Raw genomic sequence first — 22,020 nt, 5'->3', positions numbered from 1 at the left:
ACGTTCACGGAACCGGCCGTTCGTCGGCGTGCGGGCGGTTGCCTAGACTCGTGCGCATGGCAAGCGCCCGAGACCGTGTCCTGGACAGCTTCGTCGCCATCGTGTGCGAGGAAGGCGAGCGTCCGGCGACCCTCGACGCCGTCGCCGCGCGGGCGGGCGTCTCGAAGGGTGGACTGCTGTACCACTTCGGCTCGAAGGCCGCCCTGGTGGAGGGGCTGTGCGAGCGGCTGTCCGACCTCGGGGCGATCGACGTCGAGCGGATGCGCGAGGCCGAGGACGGCGCCGCGCGCTACTTCGTGCGGAACTGCCTGTTCGTCGGCAGCGAGCTCGACCTCGCCCTCCTGGCGGCCAGCCGGCTGCAGCAGGCCGGGTACGAGGAGGCCGGCCGGACGCTCGACGACACCGAGAACGCATGGCTCGAGACCCTCGTCGACGAGCTCGGCGACGCGCCGACCGCGCAGGCCGTGAAGCTCCTCGGCGACGGGCTGTACCACCAGGCCTCCCTCGGCGCGGTGACCGGGTCCGAGGTCCGGCCGAACCGCGGCACCGTCGACATGGACACGCTGCTCGCCGTCGTCGACCGTCTCATCGCCACCCGCCCCACTGCGTGAACCGGCGCCCCGTCGTCGGGGCGTGCACCGGCCCCGGCCGACCTGGGGATAGACTGGTCGGGATCCACCCGCTCGAACCGGAGGTACCACCGTGGGCCGCGTCATCGCCGCTTTCTTCTCGATCCTGCTGCTGCTGGTGTCGATGTACCTGTTCGGGTTCGCGTTCCAGGTGCAGTCCGGCCAGGCGTTCGTCTTCATGGGCGGCCTGCTGCTCATGTCGCTCTCGTTCTACCTGCCGATCCACGTCTTCGGCAAGCGCTGACTTCCGCGCCCCCGGCGCTCGTCAGGACGGCCCCGCACCGATCGGTGCGGGGCCGTCCTGCGTCTGCCCGGCTGTCGCGCTCCGCGTCCGCCGGTCGCGCTGCGCCCGACGGCCGGCGTCGAACCACGGAGCCGACGTCGAACCACCCCCCACAGCTGGTTCGACGTCGGTTCCCTGGTTCGACGCGGCGTCACCCCTACCCCAGCGGCGTCGGCAACGACTCCACGGCCGGGACCGGGACCACGGCGGCGGCGCGGCGCAGCTGACCGATCCGGGCGAGGGCACCCGCGACCGCGGCCGCGACGCCGAACGGCACCGCGTAGACCAGCCCGAACAGGAGCGCGTCGGCACGGAACGGGGCCGTGTACGAGGTCGCCCCCGCGATCACCTCGATCATCACCGCGGCGGTGAGCCCGGCCGTCACGGCCGTCCATCCGACGTGTGCCGCGTCCGAGTCCACCCGCCGCAGGCACCGGCCGACCCCGTACGTCACCGGCAGGACGACGATCGCCGCCCCGAGCGCCGGCAGCGCCGAGGTGAGCGGGACGGCGACCGCCCACCACAGGACCGACCAGTCGAGGCCTCCGTTCCCGGGCCCGAGCACGACGACCTGCATCGCAGCGAAGGTGACGGCCGGCAGCGTCACGAGGACCAGCCAGCCGTACGCGCGGGCCTCGAGCTCGACGGACTCGGCGACGGTCCAACCGCGTCCCGGGCCGACGGTCACGCGTCCCGCCCGGCGACGATGCCGACGATCTCGGTGACCGTGCGGCGGAAGGGCCGGACGCGGAGCATCGGCAGGGCGAAGCGGAGCACCCCGAGGGCCGTGTCGACGAGCCGGTCCGTCCGACGTTGGTCGGGCGAGGTGTCGTACACCCAGAACAGCGTGACGAGCAGGTAGGCGATCCAGAGCGCCCGCGGCAGGTCGTCGCCGAGCGGCGCCGGGAGCTTCGTGCGCGACCCGTCGACGGCCTGACGGAAGAGCCCGAGCACGACGTCGCGCGCCGGCGCGGACTCCGGCGACATCGGGTTGTTCGGGGATCCGGGCGCGATCGCGGTCGTCAGGAACTGCGGCGCGATCCCGTGCCAGGACCGGAGGTTCGCCAGGCCCGTCCGCACGACGACCCCCACCCGGTCGGCGAGCTCGTCGACGCCCTCGAGCTCCGGGGTGGCTCGGGCGACGTGCTCGTGCTGCACCTCGACGTAGAGCTCCTGGACCAGGTGGTCCTTCGTCGGGAAGTGGTAGTAGGCGTTGCCGACCGACAGCCCCGCCTCGTCCGCGATCCCCCGCATGGTCGTGCCGTCGTACCCGTGCTCGCGGAGGGACCGGATCGCCACCTCTCGGATCCTGGCGCGGGTGCGGTCGCGCTTCGTCATCGGCGCGGCGTCGTTTTCGAACATGTTCAAAAGCTACACCCCGGACCGCTCCCGGGCACAACGACGACGAGCACCCCGCACGAGGTGTGCGGAGTGCTCGTCGGGTGGGTCGGGTGGTCAGCCGGCCATCTGGCGCAGGCTCCGGAGGGACACGGCCGTGGCGATCGCGGCGTGCGCGGCCTCGGCTCCCTTGTCCTCCTTCGACCCGGGCAGGCCGGCGCGGTCGAGGCCCTGCTGTTCGTCCTCGAGCGTCAGCACACCGAAGCCGACAGGCTTGCCGGTGTCGATCGCCACCCGGGTCAGGCCGCTCGTCGCCGCGTCCGAGACGAACTCGAAGTGCGGGGTCCCGCCGCGGATGATCACCCCGAGGGCGACGACCGCGTCGAAGCCGGACTCGAGCGCCGCCTTCGCGACGACCGGCAGCTCGAAGCTGCCCGGCACCGGGACGACCTGCGCCGTCGCGCCGAGCCGCTGCACCTCGCGCTGGGCACCGGCGAGCAACCCGCCAGCGATGGTCTCGTGCCACTGCCCGGCGACGATCGCCACCCGGACGCCCGTCCCGTCGACGTGGTCGCGCTCCGCGGCTCCTGCTCCGCTCATCGTGTGGTCCCTTCGGTGGGCGCGACGTCCGTCGCCGCCCGGTCGGCCGCGTCGAGCCAGTCGACGAGTGCGGCGATGGTGATGACGGGCACGCCCTCGCGTGCCCCGAGTTCGACGAGCTGCGGCAACCGCATCATCTCGCCGTCGTCTCCGACGATCTCGCAGATCGCCGCGGCGGGCCGGAGCCCTGCCGCGGTGACGAGCTCGATCGAGGCCTCGGTGTGCCCGGCGCGCTCCCGGACCCCGCCTGGTCGCGCGCGCAGCGGGACGACGTGCCCCGGACGGTGTAGGTCGTCGCGCACGGACGTCGGGTCCGCGAGCACCCGGAGCGTCCTGGCGCGGTCGTGCGCGCTGATGCCGGTCGTGACCCCGACCGCGGCGTCTACGGTGACCGTGTAGGCGGTGCCCCGGACGTCCTCGTTGTGCGCGACCATCGGCGGCAGGTCGAGCGCGTCCGCGATGTCGGCGCTGATCGGGGCGCAGATGAACCCGGACGAGTGCGCCACGGTCCAGGCGATCCACTCCGGCGTCGCGAGCTCCGCGGCGAGGACGACGTCGCCCTCGTTCTCACGGTGCTCGTCGTCCGCCACGATCACGGGCCGACCCGACGCGATGGCCGCGACGGCGTCCTCGACCGAGGAGAGACCCCGGGTCGAGGACCGGCCGGAGCCGGCCGCGGCCGCGTCGGAGCCGGCCGCGGAGTCGCCGGAGCTGACCGCGGGCACGACGTGGGCGGCGTCGAGGGCGCTCACCGTGCCTCCAGGGCGGGTTCCGCGGCGACCGCCGCGTCGAGCCGGAGCATGCGCCGGACGTGGCGGGCGAGGACGTCGGTCTCGATGTTCACGCGGTCGCCGGGGACGCGCTCCCCGAGGGTCGTCGCGGTGAGCGTCTCGGGGATCAGGCTGACCTCGAACCAGGCGGACTCCGGGTCGGTGGTCTCGTCGGAGACGGCGCTGACGGTGAGCGAGACGCCGTCGATCGCGACCGAGCCCTTGTCGACGACGAGCGGGCTGAGGTCCGGTGCGAGCGAGAACCGCACGCGCCGCCACCCGTCGCCGTCGCTCGTCGACAGGACGGTCGCAGTGCCGTCGACGTGTCCCTGCACGATGTGGCCGCCGAGCCGGTCGCCGACCGAGGCCGCGCGCTCCAGGTTCAGGCGGTCCCCGATGGCGAGCGAGCCGTGCGCGCTCATGTCGAGCGTCTGCGCCATGACGAAGGCCGTGAAGGTGTCGTCGGTCCGCTCGACCACGGTCAGGCAGACGCCGCTCGTGGCGATGGAGTCGCCGTGCCGGGCGTCCGCGACCACGATCGGTCCGCGGACGGTGAGCGCGACGGAGTCGCCGTGCTGCTCGACGGCGGTGACGGTGCCGAGTTCCTCGATGATGCCGGTGAACACTGGTGTCCTCTCAACGGGACTCCGGGTGTGCTCGACGGATGTCGGCATCGGCGGACGGGGACGACGGATCGCCCTGCCCGCCAGCGCTTCCTCCCATCCGGACTCTCACCGTCGGTCCCGGAGTCCCACCGGGTCAACCTCGGTCGGGCGTACCCGACGTCAGCTCGTGGACTGTCACCACCGGTTCGGAATTGCACCGACCCCGGAGCGCTTGCGTACCCCGAACCATACCCCACCCCACCGGCACGACGTCCGGCCGGTTGCGCGGTGTGACGCGTCGGGGGCGGGGTGGGCCGGGGAGCGCGGGCGCCAGACGGCTCGGAGTCACCGAGACGCCCCCGGATCCGGCGGCGTCTCGCGCACACGGCGGCGTCTCGCGCTCAAGGCGGCGTCCCGCGCGCACGGGGGCGCCTCGCGCACACGGCGGCGCCTCGACAGGGCGGGACCGTTCCGCCCGGGGGCGGACGGGAGGATCGAGGCGGGACCCGCCACGATCCTCCAGTCCGTCGTCCCGGACCGCCCGTCAGCCGCGGCCGCGCACCAGGGCGACCGCCTGCCGGAGCGACAGGTCGGGCAGGTAGGCCCGCACGACCGCGATGCCGATCGACGGCAGCGCGACCGGGTCCGGGTAGGCGAGCACGAGCGGGTGCAGGTCCGGACCGAACTTCGCCTTGAACCGCAGGAGCGACCGGAACCCGTAGACCGGCTCGAGCACCCCGCCGACCAGGTCGAGCAGGTTCTGCACGCCGTCGCTCGACGGCGGTGCGTCCCCCGACGATGCGAGTGGCGCCGCGGACAGGCTGAGCCGCTCGACGCCGTCCTCGCGCATCCGGTCCGCGGCGCTGGCGACCAAGAACTCCATCACGCCGTTCGGGGCCGCGGCGGTGCGGCGCATCACGTCGAGGGTCCAGCCGACGACGCGTCCCTCGCGGAACGTGGGCAGCCAGCTCGTCACCGCGAGGACCGTGCCCGCGACGTCGAGCGCGACGAGGGTGCGGACGGCCGGGTCGCGCATCTCGTCGATCCCGCCGAGCGTGAAGCCCATCTCCGGCAGCTCCCGCTCGGAGACCCACTCCTCGGAGATCGCCTCGATCTGCCGGGTGGTGGCCACGGGCAGGTCCTGCCACGACGACCACAGCGCGGTGATGCCCTCGCGCTTCGCCTTGTTCACCGAGGTGCGGACGTCCTGCTTCTTCTTGCCGGTGGTCGTCCACGTGCGGGGGTCGAAGTCGGCGTCCTCGGCAACGGGGAGCGTCGCCCAGCCCTGCCCCGTGAGGTGCTCGGCCGCGGTGGCTTCGATGCCGTAGAACACTGCGGTCCACCCGTTGTCGTCGCAGTACCGGGCGAACTCGGTCATCGCCCGGTCGCGGGCGTCCGGCCACCCGAACGGCCCGCCGACCGTCACCGCGACCCGGCCGTTGCGCCGGAACGCGACCCCGGCGCGGCCGTCGGCGGCGAACCAGTAGGCGTTGCCCTGCCACGTCGTCATCCACCCGAAGGTGTCGCCGCCCGCGGCCTCCAGGAGTGCGCGGGCGCGGGCGCGGTCCATGCCGACCTCGTCGGTGTCGAGCGCGTGCGGCGCGGCGCCGGTCGGCCGGATCGCGGCGAGCGCGATGACGGTCCACAGCAGGGGGCCGGAGACGCCGAGCACGAACCGGAGCGCGGGGTCCATCGCGGGCAGCCGGTCCCAGAACGTCACCGGGGACAGCGGGCCGAGCACGGCGATCACCAGGCGGAAGGGGTCGGGGACCCGCTGGGGCGACGAGGCCGCGGTGACGAGCACGACCACGACGATGACCGCGGCGGCCGCGAGCACGACGACCGCGAAGGTGGCGATGCGACGGCGGGACGGCAGCACCGTGAACGACCGGCGCAGGACGACGAGCACGAGCGCGGTCGCGAGCGGCACGACGATGGACGCGGCGATCGACAGGTCCACCACGACCAGGTTCTCCGATGCGTGCAGGTGCTGGACCCGACCGGGGACGGCACTGTAGGTGACCGCTGCGGCGATCGCGGTGACCAGGTCGACGGCGACGACGAGCCAGACCGCGAAGCGGCTCCCCCGGAACAGCCCGAGACCGCCCACGACCAGGACGAGCAGCGGTGCGACGGCGAGCAGGAGGGTCCAGGGGTCGGTCGCCCGGTAGTCGAGGAGCCCGCGGAGGCACGTGTCCACGGCGCCGTCGGCGTGGCAGCCGCGGACCGGGGTCACCGGGCCGGCCCCGACGACCGCGGCGAGCGGCGCGAGGAGTCCGACGCGGGCGCGCGACACGAGCGCGATGACCGGGCCGACCGCGGACACGAGCACGACGGTCCCGAGGAGCACACGGGTCTCGCGGTGCGAGCTGCGCACCCAGCCGATGCGGGCCGGACCGCTCCGGAGCATCGTCCCGAGGCCCCAGCCGACGAGGGCGGCGAACGCTGCGTACAGGTCCGAGACGTGCCCCGCGTAGAGCAGGAGCGCGGCGACGACCGCGAAGGCGTTGACCCGTATGCGGCGACGCCAGAGCGGCCCGGCGAACGCGCTCGCGGTGACGATCGTCCCGACCATCGCGGTCCACGGGTCGAAGCTCGTCGCCCGGCCGAGCAGGAGCGCCCCGATCGGACGGCCGTCCGGGTCGAGGAACGCGGTGAGCGCGCCGAGCCCGGTGCCGACGACCGTCGTGACGACGAAGGCGGTGACCGTGCGCCACGGCCCCATCAGGCGTTCGGACGCGCCGAGCAGCACGACGACGCCGACGATCGTGGCGACGAGGGCGAGCAGGCCGGTCGACGCGGCGAAGACCCGGAGCGGGCCGAAGTGCGACGGCGTGGTGCCGTGGGAGACGCGGAGGACCACGCCGACCACCGAGGTCACGAGCACGAGCAGCACGACGACGGTGGTGACGGGGTACCGCCGGGCCGTCCGGCCGACGGTCCGGGCGGCCGCGACGACGGCCGCCTGGACCTTGCCGGGCGTGCGCGGCTCTCGTGGTCCGGGGGCGCTCTCGGGGGAAGCGCCCGGTCCGGTACCGGACTCCGGCGGCGCCGTCGCCGTCTGGTCGTTCACAGGGTGCCTTCCGCTGCCGGGAGACCGAGGTGCGCCAGCACCGGGGGCAGTCCGTGCGCGAGCACGTACCGCACGGTGTTCCAGTCGTGGGCGGACCCGGGCGAGACGAAGGTCTGCGTCTGCATCCCGGCCCGCTCCGCGGCGGCCCGGAGCGTCTCGGTCGACGCCGTGTACGGGGCGTCGTCCTGACCGTAGCCGAAGACCGTGAGGTGGTCGCGGTACGGCGCGTGTGCCGCCATCAGGGCGACGGGCATCGCGGCGCGGTAGGCGGCGGCGTCCCCGCCGAACCCGAGCGCGATGGTCTGCTGCACGCTGCCGTTCTTCGGGCCGATCTCGCTCGAGATCGCCAGGGCGGTACCGAACACGTCCGGGTGCGCGGCGGAGAGCTGCATCGCACAGGTCGCGCCCTCGGAGAAGCCGGCGACGGCCCAGTGCGACGGGCCGCTCTCGACCGGCAGGTGTGACTGGATCCAGTCCACGGTGTCGGTCATGACGTAGGTCTCGCTCCGGCCGAGTCGGCGCGAGTCGAGGCACATCGGGTTGCGGTTCGGCGCCCCGAGCTGGTCCGGCGACACGACGATCGGCCCGAGGCCCTGGTGCGCCGCGGCGTAGCGGTCGAGGTACTGCCCCATGTTGCCGGTCTGGAACAGGTCGGCGGGCTGTCCGGGCTGCCCCGAGAAGGCGATGATGACGGGGAGCTTCGGCGGGTTCGCGACACGGGCCGCCGGCGGCAGCCACACCACGGCCTTGCGGGCGCGGAAGTGCGACACCGTGCCGGGGATCGCCACGCTGATCGTCTCGCCGGTCTTCGGCATGCCCGCCGGGGCCTGCCACCCGGAGAGGTCCGTCGCCGGCGTCGCGTTGCCGGAGCGCTCCGGAAGCTTCACGGTCTTGTACGGGCTCGTCGCGATGGCCTGCTGGACATTCTTGTAGAAGCCGAAGTCGACGTTCACGCCGAGCCCGGCGGACAGGACGACCGCGGCCGCGGCGGCCACCGCCAGGCCTCGTCGGCGCCACCCGCCCTGGACGAGGACGACCAGGAGCAGGGCGACCCCGGCGAAGGCGAACGCGATCCACATCCGGGTGATCGGCGTGAAGGCGACGCCGAACAGGTCCTGCACGTCGCCCGTCCACCACACCGCGACGAGGCCGACCACGGCGCCGAGCACGCCGGCACCGACGCGGAACGCGAGCCGCCGTCCGCGGTGCCGTTCCCGCGCCGGTCCGACGAGGACCCAGGCCGCCAGGACGGCCGTGATGACGTAGACCGGGACGAGGACCGCCCGGCCGGTGATCGGGATGCGCAGGAGTTCGTGGAGCACGCTCTCATCGTGGCGCTCCCCTGCTGCCGTGGGGCCGCGCAAGCGCTTCCACTGCGCACAGGTTCGGTACCGAGTGCTCCCAGGGAACGTTCGGTGTCGTCCAAGCAGGCCCTTCGAAGGCGCATGGATCGGAGGGGCACCGCGGACGGTGCCCCTCCTCGCCGTGGTGGTGTCAGCCGAGCCGCTTGCGCAGGACCAGCGCCCCGGCTCCCGCCATCAGGAGCAGCAGCGCGATCGCCGCGGGCAGCGTCTGCGACGCGGCTCCGGTGTAGGCGAGCTGCGGCTGTCCGGTCTGCGTCGTCGCCGTGGTCGCGACGGTCGGACGGGAGGCGGTGGTCACCTCGGTCGCGGCGGCGACCGTGGTGGTCGTGGTCGCGACCGGCAGGGTGGTCACGTCGGGCGTCGTGCCGTCGGTCCCGTTGCCGGGCGCGCCCGGGGTGCCGGGCTCACCGGGCGTTCCCGGGGTGCCGGGCTCACCGGGCGTTCCCGGGGTGCCAGGCGTTCCCGGGGTGCCAGGCGTACCCGGGGTGCCAGGCGTACCCGGGGTGCCAGGCGTACCCGGGGTGCCAGGCGTACCGGGGGTGCCAGGCGTACCCGGTGTGCCGGGCTCACCAGGGGTGCCCGGGGTGCCGGGCGTGCCGGGGGTACCCGGGTCGGTCCCGGTACCGGGGGTCGTGCTCGTGCCGTCGCCGACGATGCCGATGCCGTTCCCGCCGATGGTGACCGGGATGCTGATCACGGGGACGATCTGCGTCCCGGAGAGCAGGCCTCCGGCGCCGGAGGTCGTGCCACCCGCCGACGGGCTCGTGGAACCCGTGCCCGAGCCGGTCCCACCGGTCGAGGTCGACGTGCCGTCACCGAGGAGCCCGATCCCGTTGCCACCGATCGTCACCGGCAGGCTCACCACCGGCGACACCTGCGTGCCCGAACCGATGCCGTCCTGACCCGAGGTCGTACCACCGGCCGTCGGGGTCGCGGAGCCCGTGCCCGAGCCGGTCCCACCGGTCGAGGTCGACGTGCCGTCACCGACGACACCGATCCCGTTGCCACCGATCGTCACCGGCAGGCTCACCACCGGCGACACCTGCGTGCCCGAACCGATGCCGTCCTCACCCGAGGTCGTACCACCCGCCGACGGGGTCGCGGAGCCCGTGCCCGAGCCGGTCCCACCGGTCGAGGTCGACGTGCCGTCACCGACGACACCGATCCCGTTGCCACCGATCGTCACCGGCAGGCTCACCACCGGCGACACCTGCGTGCCCGAACCGATGCCGTCCTCACCCGAGGTCGTACCACCCGCCGACGGCGCCGCCGGAGCAGCCGGCGCCGCCGGGCCCGTGGCGGTCGACGTGCCGTCACCGAGGAGTCCGATCCCGTTGCCGGTCACGGTCACCGGGACCGAGACGACCGGGGCGACCTGCGTGCCCGAGGCGACGCCGTCCTGACCCGACGTCGTCGGCTCGGCAGCGGGCGCCGCGGGTGCTGCGGGCGCCGCCGGTGCTGCGGGTGCCGGGGTCGGCGCCGTAGCGGTGGCGTCCCCGAGGACACCGACCGCGTTGCCGCCGACCGTGACCGGAGCGGTGACGTCACCGACGACCTGGGTGCCGGAGCCGATGCCGTCCTCGCCGGACGTCACGGGTGCCGGAGCTACCGGAGCGGCAGCCGGAGCCGGAGCAGCCGGGGCGGGAGCGGCGGCCGGGGCCGGGGTGCTCGTGGTGGCGTCGCCGCCGACTGCGACCGCGGTGCCGGAGACGGCGACCGGGGCGGTGACCACCGGGGCCACCTGGGTCCCCGAGGCCACGCCGTCCGCGCCCGACGTGACGGGCGCAGGAGCGGGGACCGAAGCCGCAGGAGCGGGGGCCGGAGCCGCGGGAGCGGGCGCCGCCGGGGCCGGAGCGGGCGCTGCCGGAGCGGGAGCGGAGACGGCGTCGCCGAGCACCCCGAGGGCGTTCCCGGCGACGGACACCGGGGCGCTCACGGACGGCGCGACCTGGGTGCCGGACAGGATGCCGTCCGCGCCGGAGGTCGTCGCGGCGTTCGCGGCCGCTGCCCCTCCGAGCGTCAGGCCTCCGAGGCAGAGGGCGAACCACAGCCCCCTGGAGACGTGCTTGTTCATGGTCGTGTCACTTCCTGATCGAGATCGTCACCGACCGCAGGTGCGGTCGGGAGGTGCGTGCCTGCCGGGCTGGACAGGCGCACCGACCTCAGTCAGGAGCGACGTCGTGGTCGCCGACGACCGACGCGGGGACCACGTCGTCGTCGAGCGTGCCGCGTGACCCCGCGGCGAGGGGGACCTGGGTGCCGACGGTGCCGTCGACACCGACCGGTGCAGCCCCGGCGGAACCGGAACCACTGCCGGAGCCGGAGCCCGTCGATCCGCCACCGACCGGCAGCGGGACGACACGGTCGCCGTCGGCGGGCACGCGGAGTGCGGTGCCGTCGACCGTGACCGATCCCGCGGCGCCCGTCGTGGCGTGCTCGGCGGCGACCCCGCGGACGGTGACGATCGACGTCGTGCTCGCGACCGGCTGGTCGTCGCTCGCGGGTCCGGCGCTCGCGGACGGCGCGGCCGCCGCGAGGACGACCGGACCGGTCGCGTCCCCTGCGGACGCCGGTGCCGGCACCGCGACGGTGCTGCCGCCGGGGAGTGCCGGGGACGTCGGCACGGTCTGGCCGGGCACGGGGACGCCGGGCGTCGGCAGGGCCGGGACCGGGAGGGACGGCACGGGCAGCACCGCGCGGGCAGGGGCAGGACGGCCTCGACCGGTCCGACGACCTCGCCGACGGTCTCGGGGAGCGTGCCGACCGTTCCGCCGACGACGCCGAGGGTGTCGTCGACCACACCGGTGACCGGACCGACGACCGTCCCCACGGTGTGGTCCCCGAGCAGCGTGCCCGTCAGCGGGAGCGCGCCGACGACGGTGTCGACGGCCTCGACGACCGCGGTCACCGGCCGGGCGTCGGTCACCGACTGCACGGTGCCGGTGACGGGCTCGAGGACGGACTCGAGCGTGCCGGAGAGCGGCCGGGAGGCGGTGCTCGTCCCGGTCGCGTCCGGCGTCCCCGTCGTCGTCCCGACTCCCGCAGCAGCGGGAGCGGGAGCGGGGGCGGGGGCGCCGGCCGCGGGAGCGGCGGGTGCCGCTGGAACGGGCGCGGCGGGAGCGGGTGCGGCAGGAGCCGGGGCCGCAGCAGGCGGCGCGGCGGGGGCCGGCGCCGGCGCGGCAGGAACGGGAGCGGGAGCAGCGGGAACGGGTGCGGCAGGGACCGGAGCCGGGGCAGGTGCGGCCGGAGCGGGCGCCGGAGCCGGCACGGCCTTCCGGACGGGCGCGACGGCCTGGTCGACCACGGAGCCGACCTCGCCGGTGACGCCCTGGACGGTTCCGCCGAGGTCCTGCACGAGTCCACCGACGATGCCCCGCTGCTGCGGCGCACCCTCGGCGGCGGCTGCCGGCCGGGCTCCGAGCACGAGCGAGAGCAGCACGAGGGCAGCGGCGACCCCGACGCCCACGAGGACGATCCGGAGCAGCGCGCGCCAGGGGTCGCGCAACGGCTGGTCCATGCGCTCACCTCCTGATCTCGGCTGCGCACGTAGAGTGGTTGGCCGGTACGGTACGCCGTCCCGCTCCGGATCGGAACCCTTTCTGGAGCATTCTTCGAGAAAGGCCGGTCGTGACCTCGATCTTCCACGCCCCCACGCGCAACCTGGACGTCGTCACGCTGCACGAGCTGCTGCGCCTGCGGCAGGATGTCTTCGTCGTCGAGCAGGAGTGCGCCTACCCGGACATCGACGGCCGCGACCTCGAGCGGGGAACGCTGCAGTTCTGGGCCGGTCAGGGCTCGGTCGACGCCACCCTGCGCCTGCTCCGCGAGGCCGACGGCACGGAGCGGATCGGGCGCGTCGCCACCGCCCGGCACGCCCGCGGACAGGGCCTCGGTGCCCGGCTCATGGAGGCTGCGATCGCCGAGTCGCGCTCCGGCTCGATCGCGATCAACGCCCAGGCGCACCTCGAGCAGTGGTACGCACGGTTCGGTTTCGTGCGCTCCGGCGAGGACTTCCTCGAGGACGCCATCCCGCACGTCCCGATGACGCGGCAGCGCTGACCCGGCAGGGGCTGACCGGCAGAGCTCACCGGCAGGGGCTCCCCGCTCAGGCCCGCCAGCGCCGCAGCTCGTCGAACGACCGGCCCTGCTGCGCCCGGTCGGCCACGAGCCGCTCGAACACGATGTTCGTCTGCGTCGTCGCGACCGAGGGGTCCCCGCTCAGCTCGTCCGCGACGAAGTCCCGCAGCTGCTCGGTGGACGTGCACGCGATGTGCACGAGGAAGTCCTTGTCGCCGGCGAGGAACGACACGTCCTGCACGACCGGCACCCGCAGCAGGCGCTTCGCGAACTCGCGCAGCTCGTGCCGGGCGGCGGCGTGCACGCGGACGGACACCATCGCCTCGATCGCGAACCCGAGCCCCGCGACGTCCACGTCCGCCCGGTAGCCCCGGATCAGCCCGGCGTCCTCGAGCGCCCGCACCCGGGCGAGGCACGTCGACGGTGCCACCCCCACGGCGGCCGCGAGCCGGTTGTTCGGGATCCGGGCGTCGGCGGCAAGGGTCCAGAGGATGCGCTCGTCGACCTCGTCGAGGCGCGGCGCGGGATCGGGGCGGCGTGCTGGTCGGTCGGACACGCCCCGACGCTACCGCGAGCCGGTCCGCCCGCGCACCGGAGCACCGGGCCGACCGCCGGACCCGGCGATCGGAACGGGGCGGGCCGACGGGCGGAGGCGGGTCGTGCCTCCAGGCCGGTGGGTCACATGGCGAGCGTCATGCCGATGACGGCGACCGTCATCGCGAAGACCTCGCCGCTGCGGACCGCGCGACGGTCCGCCCGGCCCCACTCGTACCGGAGCAGCCAGCCGCTGAACGCGCAGTAGCCGATCACCCCGGCGCCGAGCACGGCGGACAGGGCCACGCCGTGTCCTGCATGGTCGTCGGCCAGGCCGGTCGCGTGCCCCATCAGGAGCATGCCGGCCATCACGACCGACGACAGCGCCCGGTGCACGTCCATGGGCTCCGCCCGTCGCCCGTCGGGGCGGCGACGGCGCATCACCGGCAGCGGGGCGAGGAGGAGCAGCGCCGTGGCGGCCAGGAGCGTCCAGACGGAACCGACCTGCGCCACGGGCAGCACCATCGCGACGAGCATGACCGTCGCGGGCACGATCACGCCGGGCCGGGGACGGTAGCGGTCGCCGACGATGCAGCACACCGACGCGAACTGCGGCACGACGAGCATCGCGTCGGCGACGGTCTCGTGCGCGGCGGTCATGGCGTGCGGTGGTCGGGGTGGGGCCGGGTGGTCAGTCCTGGGCGGCGCGGGCCGCGGCCTTCTCGGCGCGCTGCTGCTTCACGCGGGCGTTCTCGGCGTGCACCTCGGCCTGGGTCGCGCGCTCACGGACGAGCCACTCGGGCATCTCCTGCAGCAACTCCTTGACCTGGGCGGTCGTGAGCGGCTCGTCGATGCCGGCACGGTTCAGGCCGGAGATCGAGACGCCGAGCTTCTGGGCGACGACGGGGCGCGGGTGCGGGCCGTCGCGACGGAGGTCCTCGAGCCACGCCGGCGGCTGCGTGCGGAGCTCGTCGAAGGCGGTCCGCGTGACGGGACCCTCGCGGAAGGACTCCGGGGCGGCCGCCAGCAGGATGCCGAGCTTCTTCGCAGCCGTCTCGGCCTTCATCGTCTGTTCCTGCGCCATGGGTCCAGGGTACGGCCCCTATGCTCGGTTGCATGACCGCGGCCCTCACCATCGCCTTCGTCCCGGGGGTCTCCCCCGCGAAGTGGGTCCGGGTCTGGCGGGAACGCTTCCCGAACGCCACCCTCGGCCTGCTCCCGATCGGCCACGACGGGGTCGACGAGGCCCTTGCCGGCGAGGCCGACATGGCCTTCGCGCGCATGCCCGTCGGCGTACACCTGAACGCCATCCCGCTCTGGACCGAGACGGCCGTCGTCGCGATGCCGAAGGACGCGCCCCTCGCCGCCTCCGACGTCGTCTCCGACACCGACCTGGCCGACGTGCACGTCGTCGACGCCGGCCCGGTCCCCGCCGACGTCGCCGCGGTGCTCGACCTGGTCGAGGCGAACGTCGGCGTCGCGGTGCTCCCGCAGTCGCTCTTCCGCGCCGCGAGCCGGAAGGACCTGGTCGCTCGCCCGCTGGCGGACGCCGCGGGGACCCGGATCGCGCTCGTCTGGCGGGACGCAGACGCGTCCGAGACGACGGAGGAGTTCATCGGCGTGGTGCGTGGGCGGACCGCCAACAGTTCGCGTGCTGCGCAGGACCGGCCAGGAGGCACTCCGGACGCCGACGACGACGGCTCGCGTGGGTCGCGGGGTGGCTCCGGCACGGGTCGGTCCGGCACGGGTGGGCGCGGCGGAGGGCGCGGCTCGGGCACCGGGAGCGGCGGCGGCAAGGCCACCGCGAAGCAGGCGTCCGGCGGCAAGGCCGGGGGCAAGGGCGCGCGGAAGCCCCGCGGGACCGGCCGACCGGGCACGCAGCGGCTCGGGAACGGCAAGCCGAAGCGCGGTTCCAAGGGGAACCGGTGACCGGGACGCAGCTCGTCCCGATGCCGGCGGACCGGATCCCGGGGTGGCTGGACCGCACGATGGCCGAGTACGTCGCGTCCCGCATGCGCTCCGGCGAGACCCGCGAGCAGGCCGAGGCGAACAAGCAGAAGTCGCTCGACCAGTGGTTCCCGGGCGGCGCTCCCCTGCCGGAGCACTTCGTGTGGGACGTGGTCGACGACGCCGGGGACGTGGTCGGGTACCTCTGGATCGGACCGTTCTCGGTCGGCAGCGCGGAGTGGTGGGTGTTCGACGTCGAGGTCGACGAGGAGCACCGGCGGCGCGGGCACGCCCGACGGGCGCTCGAGGCCGGGCAGCGGGTCGCCCGTGAGCACGGCGCGACGTCGATCGGCCTGAACGTCTTCGGCTACAACACCGGGGCGCAGGACCTGTACGCGCAGCTCGGGTACCGCGTCACCGCGACGCAGATGCAGCTCCCGCTGGACTGAACCGTCAGGGCAGCACCGCTGCGGCAGCCTGCGCGACGCGGGCACCCCGACGTGCCTCGGTGTGGGCGCGGGCCGCGGTGACCACCAGGGCGTCCGCGCGGAGGGCCGACCCGGCGTCGAACGGCGGCTGCGGGTCGTACTCGAGCTGCAGCTGGATCCGCTCGGCGACGGGCTGCCCGGCGAGCTCCGCCGCGAGCCACAGCGCCATGTCGATCCCGGCGCTCACCCCGGCCGCGGTCACGACGGAGCCGTCGGTCACGACCCGCTCCGGCACCGGCTCGGCGCCGAACGCCTCGAGCAGGGGCGCCGACGCCCAGTGCGTCGTCGCCCGCTTCCCCGCGAGGAGCCCGGCGGCCCCGAGCACGAACGCTCCCGTGCACACCGAGACCACCCAGGTGGCACGCTCGGCCTGCCGTCGGACGAACGCCACCACCGCGGGGTCGAGCATCGCGTCGAAGGCGCCGTCCCCGCCCGGGACGACGAGCACGTCGGCGTCGGCGGCGGTCTCGAGGGTCCGGGTCGGGACGACGGCGAACCCGCAGTCGGTGGCGACCGGGTCGAGCGTCCCGGCGACGTACTCGACCCGGGCACCCGGCACGCGGGTGAGGACCTGCGCCGGGCCGGTCAGGTCGAGCTGCGTCACCGCGGGGAACAGCAGGAACGCGATCCGTACCTCGGCCGGGTCGTGCCCGCGCTCGGCGTCCGGTGTCGTGTCGGCGTCCATGCCGCGACCCTAGCCCCGGCGGGTCGGGTCGGGTCGTTCCGCTCTGTGCCGGTCCCGCTCAGGCCCAGACGCCGGAGGTCCCGCGGCGGTGGCTGCCGAGCAGGTGCGTGTCGACGATGCCGAGCGCCTCCATCAGGGCGTGCATCGTGGTCGGTCCGACGAACGCGAACCCGCGCTTCCGCAGGGCCTTCGACAGGGCGACTGACTCCGGGCTCGTGGTCGGCACCTCGGCGGCGGTCCGGGGCGCCGGGGTGGTGTCGGGGCGGAAGGACCACACGAGGTCCGCGAGACCGCCGTCCGCACGGAGGGCGACCGTGGCGTTCGCGTTGGTGATGGTCGCCCGGATCTTCGCCTGGTTCCGCACGATGCCGGCGTCGGCCATCAGGCGTGCGACGTCGTCCTCGTCGAAGCGGGCCACGGTGTCCGGGTCGAAGTCCGCGAAGGCTGCGCGGAACGCCGGACGCTTCGCCAGGATCGTGCGCCAGGAGAGCCCGGACTGGAACGCCTCGAGCGAGAGCCGCTCGAACACCCCACGCTCGTCGTGCACGGGCATCCCCCACTCGGTGTCGTAGTAGTCGCGGAGCATCGCGTCGGTGGCGGCCCACACCGGGCGGGCGAGACCGTCCTCCCCCGTGACGAGGTCGGTCGTCGCGGTCGTGCGTTCGTCGGCGGGCGGGGCCACGGGTTCGTCGGTCACCCTGCCATCTTGGCGGCCGGCACCGACGACGTCGGGACTACTCGGCCGGCGGGCCGTCCGTCATCGCCTGCTCGTCCATCCAGACGTACTCCCAGCGGTGCCCGTCCGGGTCCGTGAAGCTCCGCTGGTACATGAAGCCGAGGTCCATCTCCGGCCGGTCCTCGTTCCCGCCGCTCATCACGGCCGCGTCGACGATGCGGTGCACCTCGTCCTTCGACGCGGCGCTCAGGGAGTTGATCACCTCGATCGTCCCCGGGTCCGCGATCGTCTTGTCGGTGAACTCCTGGAACTTCGCGTGCGTGAGCAGCATCACGTACACGGTGTCGCTCACCACGACGCACGCGGCGGTCTCGTCCGTGAAGTCCGGGTTGATCGAGTAGCCGAGCGCCTCGTAGAACCCGGTCGCCCGGGCGAGGTCGGTCACGGGCAGGTTGATGAACACCATCGTGGGCATGGGGACTCCTTCGTCGAGGTCGAACCTCTCGCAGTACCGGACCACACGCAACCATCCTTCACGACCGGTACCAACGTGGAACGCAACATGCTACCGAGATGCGCACCGCCTTCGTCGACGAATCCGAGCCGGGCGGCGGTCTCGACCACACGACGTACCTGATGGCCGCCGTCATCGTCGCGATCAGCGATCGTCAGGCGGCACGAACAGCGATCCTCGCCGCGACGCCACGTCGGATGCGCAAGCTGCACTGGTACGAGGCCCTCCCGGCACAGCGGGTCTCGTGGCTCGATCTCCTGCGTCACGCAGTCGAGGTCCTGGTCATCCGGTACGACGGCCCGGTTACCCGGGTGGAACGCAGGCGACGACACTGCCTGGAACGCCTGGTGTGGGAGCTCGAACAGCGGCACGTCGGCGAAGTCGTGTTCGAGACACGAGGACCGGCACGCGATCGCGACGACCGGTCGATGTTGCGGGCACTGCGCGACCGCGGCATCGGACGGGCCGTCCGGTACGAGCATGCGCACGCCTCCGACGAGACGCTCCTGGCGCTGGCGGACCTCGCCTGTGGTGCGCACAGCGCGGGACTCGATCACGGGAGGCCGAGCGCGACCGTCGTCATCCCGTGAAGACCGATCTCGATGGCGGGATCCTGAACAGCGGGAATCCTGAACAGCGCAGCACCCGAACAGCGCCGCACCCGAACAGCGCAGCCCCTGAACAGCGCAGATCCCCGGGCCCGCGCTGGCTGCAGGACATCCGGGGATCGCTTCCGGCCGAGAGCACCCGACCGACATGTCAATGTTAGGCGCGGAGCGCAGCGTGCGTCAATCGCGCGAAGCACGACGTGGCCCGCGCGCCGGAACCGCACCGTGCCTCTAGGCCGTCGCCGCAACCATCTCCGCGACGCGACGCAGTCCGACCCGCTGGACCGAGCGAGGACGGGCGTGCCCGGTCGGGTGATCCGACCGGGCACGCCCGTTCCTGCCTGTTGCGCCGTGGCGCTCCCCTGGGTCAGACCGCGTCGCGGCCCTCGCCGGCGGCGCGCTGGTCCGCCTCGGACTCGGCCTGGCCGATGATGTCCTCCGCGGGGACCGGGTTGAGGCGGTCCCAGAGGAAGAACAGCAGGCCGCCGACGAGCAGCGACAGGCCCACCCACAGGTTGATGTGGATGCCGCCGGTCTTCTGCGGGTCGGTGTCCCAGTGCACGATCCCGACGATCGTGGTGATCACGCCGTAGAGCACGAACAGGCCGCCGAGGATGCGGCGCAGGTCGAGTCGACGGGTGGAGCGGACGAGGGCGACCTGCTCCTCGGTCAGCGTGGTGGTGTCGTCACGCATGGTGGTACTCCTTCGGGTCCGGGCCTAGAGGAACGGCAGGTAGAGGGCGACGCAGAGCACCAGGGCGACGGTGCCGAGCAGGGCGGGCGAGCGGTACCAGGCGGTGTCGGTCGCGACGGCCCCGGCGGTCATGTCGATCTTGCCGACGCCGTAGACCAGGCCGCCGAGCTCCGAGACGTCCTTCGGCTTCGTCGCGAGCGAGACGAGCACGCCGACGACGAGCACCGTGACGAACGAGATGATCGCGCCGTACATCGTCTCCGCGGTCGCGGTGGAGAACAGCTCCGGGTTCACCAGGTACGCGATCCAGGTGATGGTCGGCGTGACGATGCCGAGGACGTAGCCCCACAGTGCGCCCTGCGTGGTCATCCGCTTCCACAGCAGGCCGAGGATGAAGACGCCGAACAGCGGTGCGTTGAAGAACGAGAACAGCGTCTGCATGTACGTCATGATGTTGCCGGCCTGCGCCGCGAGGAACGCCGTGCCGATGCCGACGACCACGCCGACGACCGTGACCCAGCGGCCGGTCTGCAGGTAGTGCAGGTCGGGCATGTTCGGCTTGATGTAGCGCTGCCAGATGTCGTACGTGAAGACGGTGTTGAAGGACGACACGTTGGCCGCCATGCCCGCCATGAACGAGGCGAGGAGGCCCGTCACCGCGATGCCGAGCACGCCCGTCGGCAGGTACATCTGGATGAGCTTCGGGATCGCGTCGTTGTACGTCAGCTCCCCGGAGGCGAACTGGTTGCCGACGACCGCCGCGGCGATGAGGCCCGGGACGACGACGATGAACGGGATGAAGAGCTTCGGGATCGCGGCGATGAGCGGCGTCCGACGGGCGGCCGACATGTTCTTCGCCGAGAACGCGCGCTGCACCTCGGTGAAGTTCGTCGTCCAGTAGCCGAAGGACAGGACGAAGCCCAGGCCGAGCACGATCGCGAGCCAGTTCGCGCCGATCGGGTTGGTGACGTCGCCGATGCCGGTCCCGGCCCAGGTCTGCAGGTGCTGCACGCCCTGGGTCTGCTTGATGGCCTCGGTCAGGCCGCTCCACCCGCCGACGCGGTGCAGACCGACGATCGTCAGCGGCACGAGGCCGGCGATGATCACGAAGAACTGCATGACCTCGTTGTAGATGGCGCTGCTCAGGCCACCGAGGGTGATGTAGGCGAGCACGAACGCGGCGGACACCAGGATGGCGAGCCACTCCGGCCAGCCGAGCATCGCCTCGATGACGATGGCCATCGCGTAGAGGTTGATGCCGGCGATCAGGACGTTCGACACCGCGAAGGCGATGGCGTTGACGAGGTGCGGGGCCTTGCCGAAGCGGCGGAGCATGAACTCCGGGACGCTGCGGACCTTCGAGCCGTAGTAGAAGGGCATCATCACGAGGCCGAGGAACACCATCGCGGGCACCGCACCGATGAGGTAGTAGTGCAGCGTCGCCATGCCGATCTGGGCACCGTTCGCGGCCATTCCCAGGATCTCGGTCGCGCCGAGGTTCGCGGACACGAAGGCCAGACCGGTGATCCACGCGGGCATGGACCGTCCCGACAGGAAGAAGTCCATGCTCGTGCGCACCTGCCGCCTGGCGGTGAACCCGATGCCGATCACCACCGCGAAGTACACGATGATCATCAAGTAGTCGACCCAGCCCAGTTCGAGCCGGATCCCGTTGGTCGCCGCAGCGAGGACCATGCGATCTCCACATCCATGTGTTGCAGTCGGCAACTGCGCCGACCCGGACGGAGACGTTACACCGCGATGTGACCGTTCACATAGCCAAGGCATGCAAGGCCGTGTCGCCGTGCGTCCCGCTCGGTAGGCTCTCCCCCATGAGCGAGCCGGCCACCGACACCACGACACGCCCGCGGCGGATCCTCGTCCTGAACGGGCCGAACCTGGACATCCTCGGGCGACGGGACGCGACGCAGTACGGCACCGTGACACTCGCCGAGATCGAGGCGATCGTGCACACCGAGGCGTCCGTGCACGAGCTCGAGGCGGACTTCCGTCAGACCAACCGCGAGGGCGAGCTGGTCGAGTGGCTGCACGAGGCGCTCGACGACTTCGCCGGCGTCGTGATCAACCCCGCCGCCTACGCGCACACCTCCGTCGCACTGCACGACGCGGTCGAGGCGCTCGACGTCCCCGTCGTCGAGGTGCACCTGTCGAACACGTGGAAGCGCGAACCCTTCCGGCACGTCGACCACGTGGCCACCGCGGCGACGGCCGTGATCGCCGGCGCGGGCGCCGACGGCTACCGCCTCGCGGTCGCGCACGTCGCGTCCCTGCTCGGCTGAGCCGCACCGGACAGGAGGCTCGTGGCGGGCCCGCCACGTGCCTCCCGTCCGCCCGCGCGCCGCGTGACGCGCGCGGCCTGCTTCCCCGAGGTGCCGAGATCTCGGCATCTCGACGGACGTTCCGGGATTCTGTGACACCTCGACGCCGCGTCAGCGGCGAGTTGCGGCACCTCGCCGAAGCCGAGCCGGGCAGGTCGGCGCGGTCGCGCCTCGCGCTGCGTGTCTAGAAGTCGGCGGGGCGGCGGACGTCGGCCAGGCCCGCCGTGGCGAAGCCGCCGCGGATGATCGGCAGCGCCCGCCGGACGGCCTGGTCGATGCGGAGCTCGAGGTCGACGCTGCTGATGTCGTAGCCGCCCTCGCGCTTGGTGAAGTCGCGCTCGTTGCCGAACACGCCGAGCGGCAGGGTCGTGGACTGGAAGAAGCCGAACAGCGGCCGCATCTGGTGCTCGACGAGGAGCGCGTGCCGGTCGCTGCCGCCGGTGGCCGTGAGCAGCACCGGGGTGTCGACGAGGTCGTACTGCCCGACCCAGTCGAAGAAGAGCTTGAAGGCCCCGGAGTACGCCGCGCGGAACGCCGGGCTGCCGACCACGAGCACGTCCGCGGCCTCGACCGTCTCGAGCGCCCGACGCGTCCGGTCCGACATCGCCTCGCGTGAGGACGCTGCGCCGAGGTCGGCGAGCAGGGGCCCGATCTCCACCGTCTCTGTCCGGGCGTCCTCGATCTCCTCCCCGAGCCGTGCGACCGTGGCGGCCACCAGGGTGGACGTCCGGGACGGGTCGGAGGGGCTGCCACTGACGCCGACGACGAGTTCTCCGCTCATGCGGTCGATGCTCAC

General features: G+C 73.3%; 25 protein-coding genes and 1 riboswitch. Of the genes, 7 read left to right on the top strand and 18 right to left on the bottom strand.

The window, feature by feature from the left end:
* Positions 1–56: 56 nt before the first annotated feature.
* Together HUN59_RS06545 and HUN59_RS06540 are read left to right on the top strand one after the other, a co-directional pair.
* Positions 57–611, top strand: coding sequence for a TetR/AcrR family transcriptional regulator (locus HUN59_RS06545; protein WP_174777904.1), 555 nt, complete (start codon positions 57–59; stop codon positions 609–611).
* 91 nt (positions 612–702) lie between these two features.
* Entirely contained in the window at positions 703–873 is a 171-nt protein-coding gene (locus HUN59_RS06540; protein ID WP_174777903.1) for a hypothetical protein, read from the top strand.
* 196 nt (positions 874–1,069) lie between these two features.
* Here the strand turns inward: HUN59_RS06540 and HUN59_RS06535 are convergent, their stop codons facing one another.
* From HUN59_RS06535 to HUN59_RS06495, 9 genes are all read right to left on the bottom strand, one after another.
* Complete coding sequence (locus HUN59_RS06535) at positions 1,070–1,600, bottom strand: hypothetical protein (protein WP_174777902.1); 531 nt, start codon at positions 1,598–1,600, stop codon at positions 1,070–1,072.
* The gene (locus tag HUN59_RS06530) at positions 1,597–2,274 is read right to left on the bottom strand and encodes a TetR/AcrR family transcriptional regulator (RefSeq protein ID WP_174777901.1); all 678 of its coding nucleotides are present in this window, start codon (positions 2,272–2,274) and stop codon (positions 1,597–1,599) included. Before HUN59_RS06530 ends, HUN59_RS06535 begins: the two co-directional genes overlap by 4 nt.
* Before the next feature lie 93 nt (positions 2,275–2,367).
* Positions 2,368–2,850 carry a 6,7-dimethyl-8-ribityllumazine synthase gene (ribH, locus tag HUN59_RS06525; protein ID WP_114849743.1) on the bottom strand — a complete coding sequence of 161 codons (483 nt, stop codon included), beginning with the start codon at positions 2,848–2,850 and terminating at the stop codon, positions 2,368–2,370.
* Positions 2,847–3,602: a 3,4-dihydroxy-2-butanone-4-phosphate synthase gene (gene ribB / locus HUN59_RS06520; RefSeq protein ID WP_441307029.1), complete on the bottom strand. Its 756-nt coding sequence runs from the start codon at positions 3,600–3,602 to the stop codon at positions 2,847–2,849. Before ribB ends, ribH begins: the two co-directional genes overlap by 4 nt.
* Positions 3,599–4,246, bottom strand: coding sequence for a riboflavin synthase (locus HUN59_RS06515; RefSeq protein ID WP_174777900.1), 648 nt, complete (start codon positions 4,244–4,246; stop codon positions 3,599–3,601). The genes ribB and HUN59_RS06515 overlap by 4 nt, the downstream gene beginning before the upstream one ends.
* 81 nt (positions 4,247–4,327) lie before the next feature.
* A riboswitch (FMN riboswitch) is annotated at positions 4,328–4,459 on the bottom strand.
* Positions 4,460–4,769: 310 nt separating this feature from the next.
* Entirely contained in the window at positions 4,770–7,298 is a 2,529-nt protein-coding gene (locus HUN59_RS06510; protein ID WP_174777899.1) for a bifunctional lysylphosphatidylglycerol flippase/synthetase MprF, read from the bottom strand.
* Entirely contained in the window at positions 7,295–8,620 is a 1,326-nt protein-coding gene (locus HUN59_RS06505) for an alpha/beta hydrolase (protein ID WP_254630015.1), read from the bottom strand. The genes HUN59_RS06510 and HUN59_RS06505 overlap by 4 nt, the downstream gene beginning before the upstream one ends.
* 172 nt (positions 8,621–8,792) lie before the next feature.
* A complete protein-coding gene (locus tag HUN59_RS19360; protein ID WP_217483628.1) occupies positions 8,793–10,736 on the bottom strand; it encodes an LPXTG cell wall anchor domain-containing protein in 1,944 nt (647 codons plus the stop codon).
* A gap of 88 nt (positions 10,737–10,824) precedes the next feature.
* Positions 10,825–11,346: a hypothetical protein gene (locus HUN59_RS06495; RefSeq protein WP_174777898.1), complete on the bottom strand. Its 522-nt coding sequence runs from the start codon at positions 11,344–11,346 to the stop codon at positions 10,825–10,827.
* Between the two features lie 943 nt (positions 11,347–12,289).
* Between HUN59_RS06495 and HUN59_RS06490 the strand changes: the two genes are divergently transcribed.
* Positions 12,290–12,721, top strand: a complete 432-nt coding sequence (locus HUN59_RS06490) for a GNAT family N-acetyltransferase (RefSeq protein WP_174777897.1) — start codon at positions 12,290–12,292, stop codon at positions 12,719–12,721.
* A 46-nt stretch (positions 12,722–12,767) separates the two neighbouring features.
* Here the strand turns inward: HUN59_RS06490 and HUN59_RS06485 are convergent, their stop codons facing one another.
* The 3 genes from HUN59_RS06485 to HUN59_RS06475 all read right to left on the bottom strand — a co-directional run bounded on the left by HUN59_RS06485 (position 12,768) and on the right by HUN59_RS06475 (position 14,357).
* Complete coding sequence (locus HUN59_RS06485; RefSeq protein WP_058741376.1) at positions 12,768–13,295, bottom strand: Lrp/AsnC family transcriptional regulator; 528 nt, start codon at positions 13,293–13,295, stop codon at positions 12,768–12,770.
* 122 nt (positions 13,296–13,417) lie between these two features.
* Entirely contained in the window at positions 13,418–13,933 is a 516-nt protein-coding gene (locus tag HUN59_RS06480) for a hypothetical protein (RefSeq protein ID WP_174777896.1), read from the bottom strand.
* Positions 13,934–13,964: 31 nt separating this feature from the next.
* On the bottom strand, positions 13,965–14,357 hold the full coding sequence (locus tag HUN59_RS06475) for a DUF5997 family protein (RefSeq protein ID WP_114849749.1): 393 nt from the start codon (positions 14,355–14,357) through the stop codon (positions 13,965–13,967).
* Between the two features lie 32 nt (positions 14,358–14,389).
* On the opposite strand from HUN59_RS06475, the gene HUN59_RS06470 reads away from it, so the two are divergent.
* Positions 14,390–15,202 (top strand): LysR family transcriptional regulator substrate-binding protein, encoded by an 813-nt coding sequence (locus HUN59_RS06470; protein ID WP_174777895.1) that lies wholly within the window; start codon positions 14,390–14,392, stop codon positions 15,200–15,202.
* A complete protein-coding gene (locus HUN59_RS06465; protein WP_058741380.1) occupies positions 15,199–15,669 on the top strand; it encodes a GNAT family N-acetyltransferase in 471 nt (156 codons plus the stop codon). The genes HUN59_RS06470 and HUN59_RS06465 overlap by 4 nt, the downstream gene beginning before the upstream one ends.
* A 4-nt stretch (positions 15,670–15,673) precedes the next feature.
* Here the strand turns inward: HUN59_RS06465 and HUN59_RS06460 are convergent, their stop codons facing one another.
* Genes HUN59_RS06460 through HUN59_RS06450 form a run of 3 tightly spaced genes read right to left on the bottom strand, consistent with a single transcriptional unit; the run spans position 15,674 to position 17,544 of the window.
* Positions 15,674–16,393, bottom strand: coding sequence for a DJ-1/PfpI family protein (locus HUN59_RS06460; protein WP_174777894.1), 720 nt, complete (start codon positions 16,391–16,393; stop codon positions 15,674–15,676).
* Between the two features lie 58 nt (positions 16,394–16,451).
* Positions 16,452–17,090: a DNA-3-methyladenine glycosylase I gene (locus HUN59_RS06455; RefSeq protein ID WP_174777893.1), complete on the bottom strand. Its 639-nt coding sequence runs from the start codon at positions 17,088–17,090 to the stop codon at positions 16,452–16,454.
* A 37-nt stretch (positions 17,091–17,127) separates the two neighbouring features.
* Positions 17,128–17,544 carry a VOC family protein gene (locus tag HUN59_RS06450; RefSeq protein WP_058741383.1) on the bottom strand — a complete coding sequence of 139 codons (417 nt, stop codon included), beginning with the start codon at positions 17,542–17,544 and terminating at the stop codon, positions 17,128–17,130.
* A gap of 98 nt (positions 17,545–17,642) precedes the next feature.
* Here HUN59_RS06450 and HUN59_RS06445 point away from each other — a divergent pair, with 98 nt between their 5' ends.
* Positions 17,643–18,173 (top strand): DUF3800 domain-containing protein, encoded by a 531-nt coding sequence (locus HUN59_RS06445; RefSeq protein WP_174777892.1) that lies wholly within the window; start codon positions 17,643–17,645, stop codon positions 18,171–18,173.
* A gap of 385 nt (positions 18,174–18,558) precedes the next feature.
* Here HUN59_RS06445 and HUN59_RS06440 read toward each other — a convergent pair whose 3' ends face one another.
* Entirely contained in the window at positions 18,559–18,885 is a 327-nt protein-coding gene (locus tag HUN59_RS06440; RefSeq protein ID WP_114849753.1) for a hypothetical protein, read from the bottom strand.
* 24 nt (positions 18,886–18,909) lie between these two features.
* A complete protein-coding gene (locus tag HUN59_RS06435) occupies positions 18,910–20,580 on the bottom strand; it encodes a sodium:solute symporter family protein (RefSeq protein WP_174777891.1) in 1,671 nt (556 codons plus the stop codon).
* A gap of 137 nt (positions 20,581–20,717) precedes the next feature.
* On the opposite strand from HUN59_RS06435, the gene aroQ reads away from it, so the two are divergent.
* Positions 20,718–21,185 (top strand): type II 3-dehydroquinate dehydratase, encoded by a 468-nt coding sequence (aroQ, locus tag HUN59_RS06430; protein WP_174777890.1) that lies wholly within the window; start codon positions 20,718–20,720, stop codon positions 21,183–21,185.
* 223 nt (positions 21,186–21,408) lie between these two features.
* Here the strand turns inward: aroQ and HUN59_RS06425 are convergent, their stop codons facing one another.
* A complete protein-coding gene (locus tag HUN59_RS06425; RefSeq protein WP_114849880.1) occupies positions 21,409–22,005 on the bottom strand; it encodes an NAD(P)H-dependent oxidoreductase in 597 nt (198 codons plus the stop codon).
* Positions 22,006–22,020 lie beyond the last annotated feature (15 nt).

The organism is Curtobacterium sp. Csp2 (genome assembly GCF_013347165.1).
Note: the sequence above shows the minus strand (reverse complement) of the source record. Positions and strands in the feature narration are given on the sequence as shown.

Bases quoted from the DNA above. Each gene is read 5' to 3' on its own strand.
- HUN59_RS06470 (WP_174777895.1), top strand. From the start codon at position 14,390: ATGACCGCGGCCCTCACCATCGCCTTCGTCCCGGGGGTCTCCCCCGCG.
- HUN59_RS06475 (WP_114849749.1), bottom strand. From the start codon at position 14,357: ATGGCGCAGGAACAGACGATGAAGGCCGAGACGGCTGCGAAGAAGCTC.
- HUN59_RS19360 (WP_217483628.1), bottom strand. From the start codon at position 10,736: ATGAACAAGCACGTCTCCAGGGGGCTGTGGTTCGCCCTCTGCCTCGGA.
- ribH (WP_114849743.1), bottom strand. From the start codon at position 2,850: ATGAGCGGAGCAGGAGCCGCGGAGCGCGACCACGTCGACGGGACGGGC.
- HUN59_RS06545 (WP_174777904.1), top strand. From the start codon at position 57: ATGGCAAGCGCCCGAGACCGTGTCCTGGACAGCTTCGTCGCCATCGTG.
- HUN59_RS06450 (WP_058741383.1), bottom strand. From the start codon at position 17,544: ATGCCCACGATGGTGTTCATCAACCTGCCCGTGACCGACCTCGCCCGG.
- HUN59_RS06480 (WP_174777896.1), bottom strand. From the start codon at position 13,933: ATGACCGCCGCGCACGAGACCGTCGCCGACGCGATGCTCGTCGTGCCG.
- HUN59_RS06435 (WP_174777891.1), bottom strand. From the start codon at position 20,580: ATGGTCCTCGCTGCGGCGACCAACGGGATCCGGCTCGAACTGGGCTGG.
- aroQ (WP_174777890.1), top strand. From the start codon at position 20,718: ATGAGCGAGCCGGCCACCGACACCACGACACGCCCGCGGCGGATCCTC.
- HUN59_RS06445 (WP_174777892.1), top strand. From the start codon at position 17,643: ATGCGCACCGCCTTCGTCGACGAATCCGAGCCGGGCGGCGGTCTCGAC.
- HUN59_RS06440 (WP_114849753.1), bottom strand. From the start codon at position 18,885: ATGCGTGACGACACCACCACGCTGACCGAGGAGCAGGTCGCCCTCGTC.
- HUN59_RS06425 (WP_114849880.1), bottom strand. From the start codon at position 22,005: ATGAGCGGAGAACTCGTCGTCGGCGTCAGTGGCAGCCCCTCCGACCCG.
- HUN59_RS06460 (WP_174777894.1), bottom strand. From the start codon at position 16,393: ATGGACGCCGACACGACACCGGACGCCGAGCGCGGGCACGACCCGGCC.
- HUN59_RS06530 (WP_174777901.1), bottom strand. From the start codon at position 2,274: ATGTTCGAAAACGACGCCGCGCCGATGACGAAGCGCGACCGCACCCGC.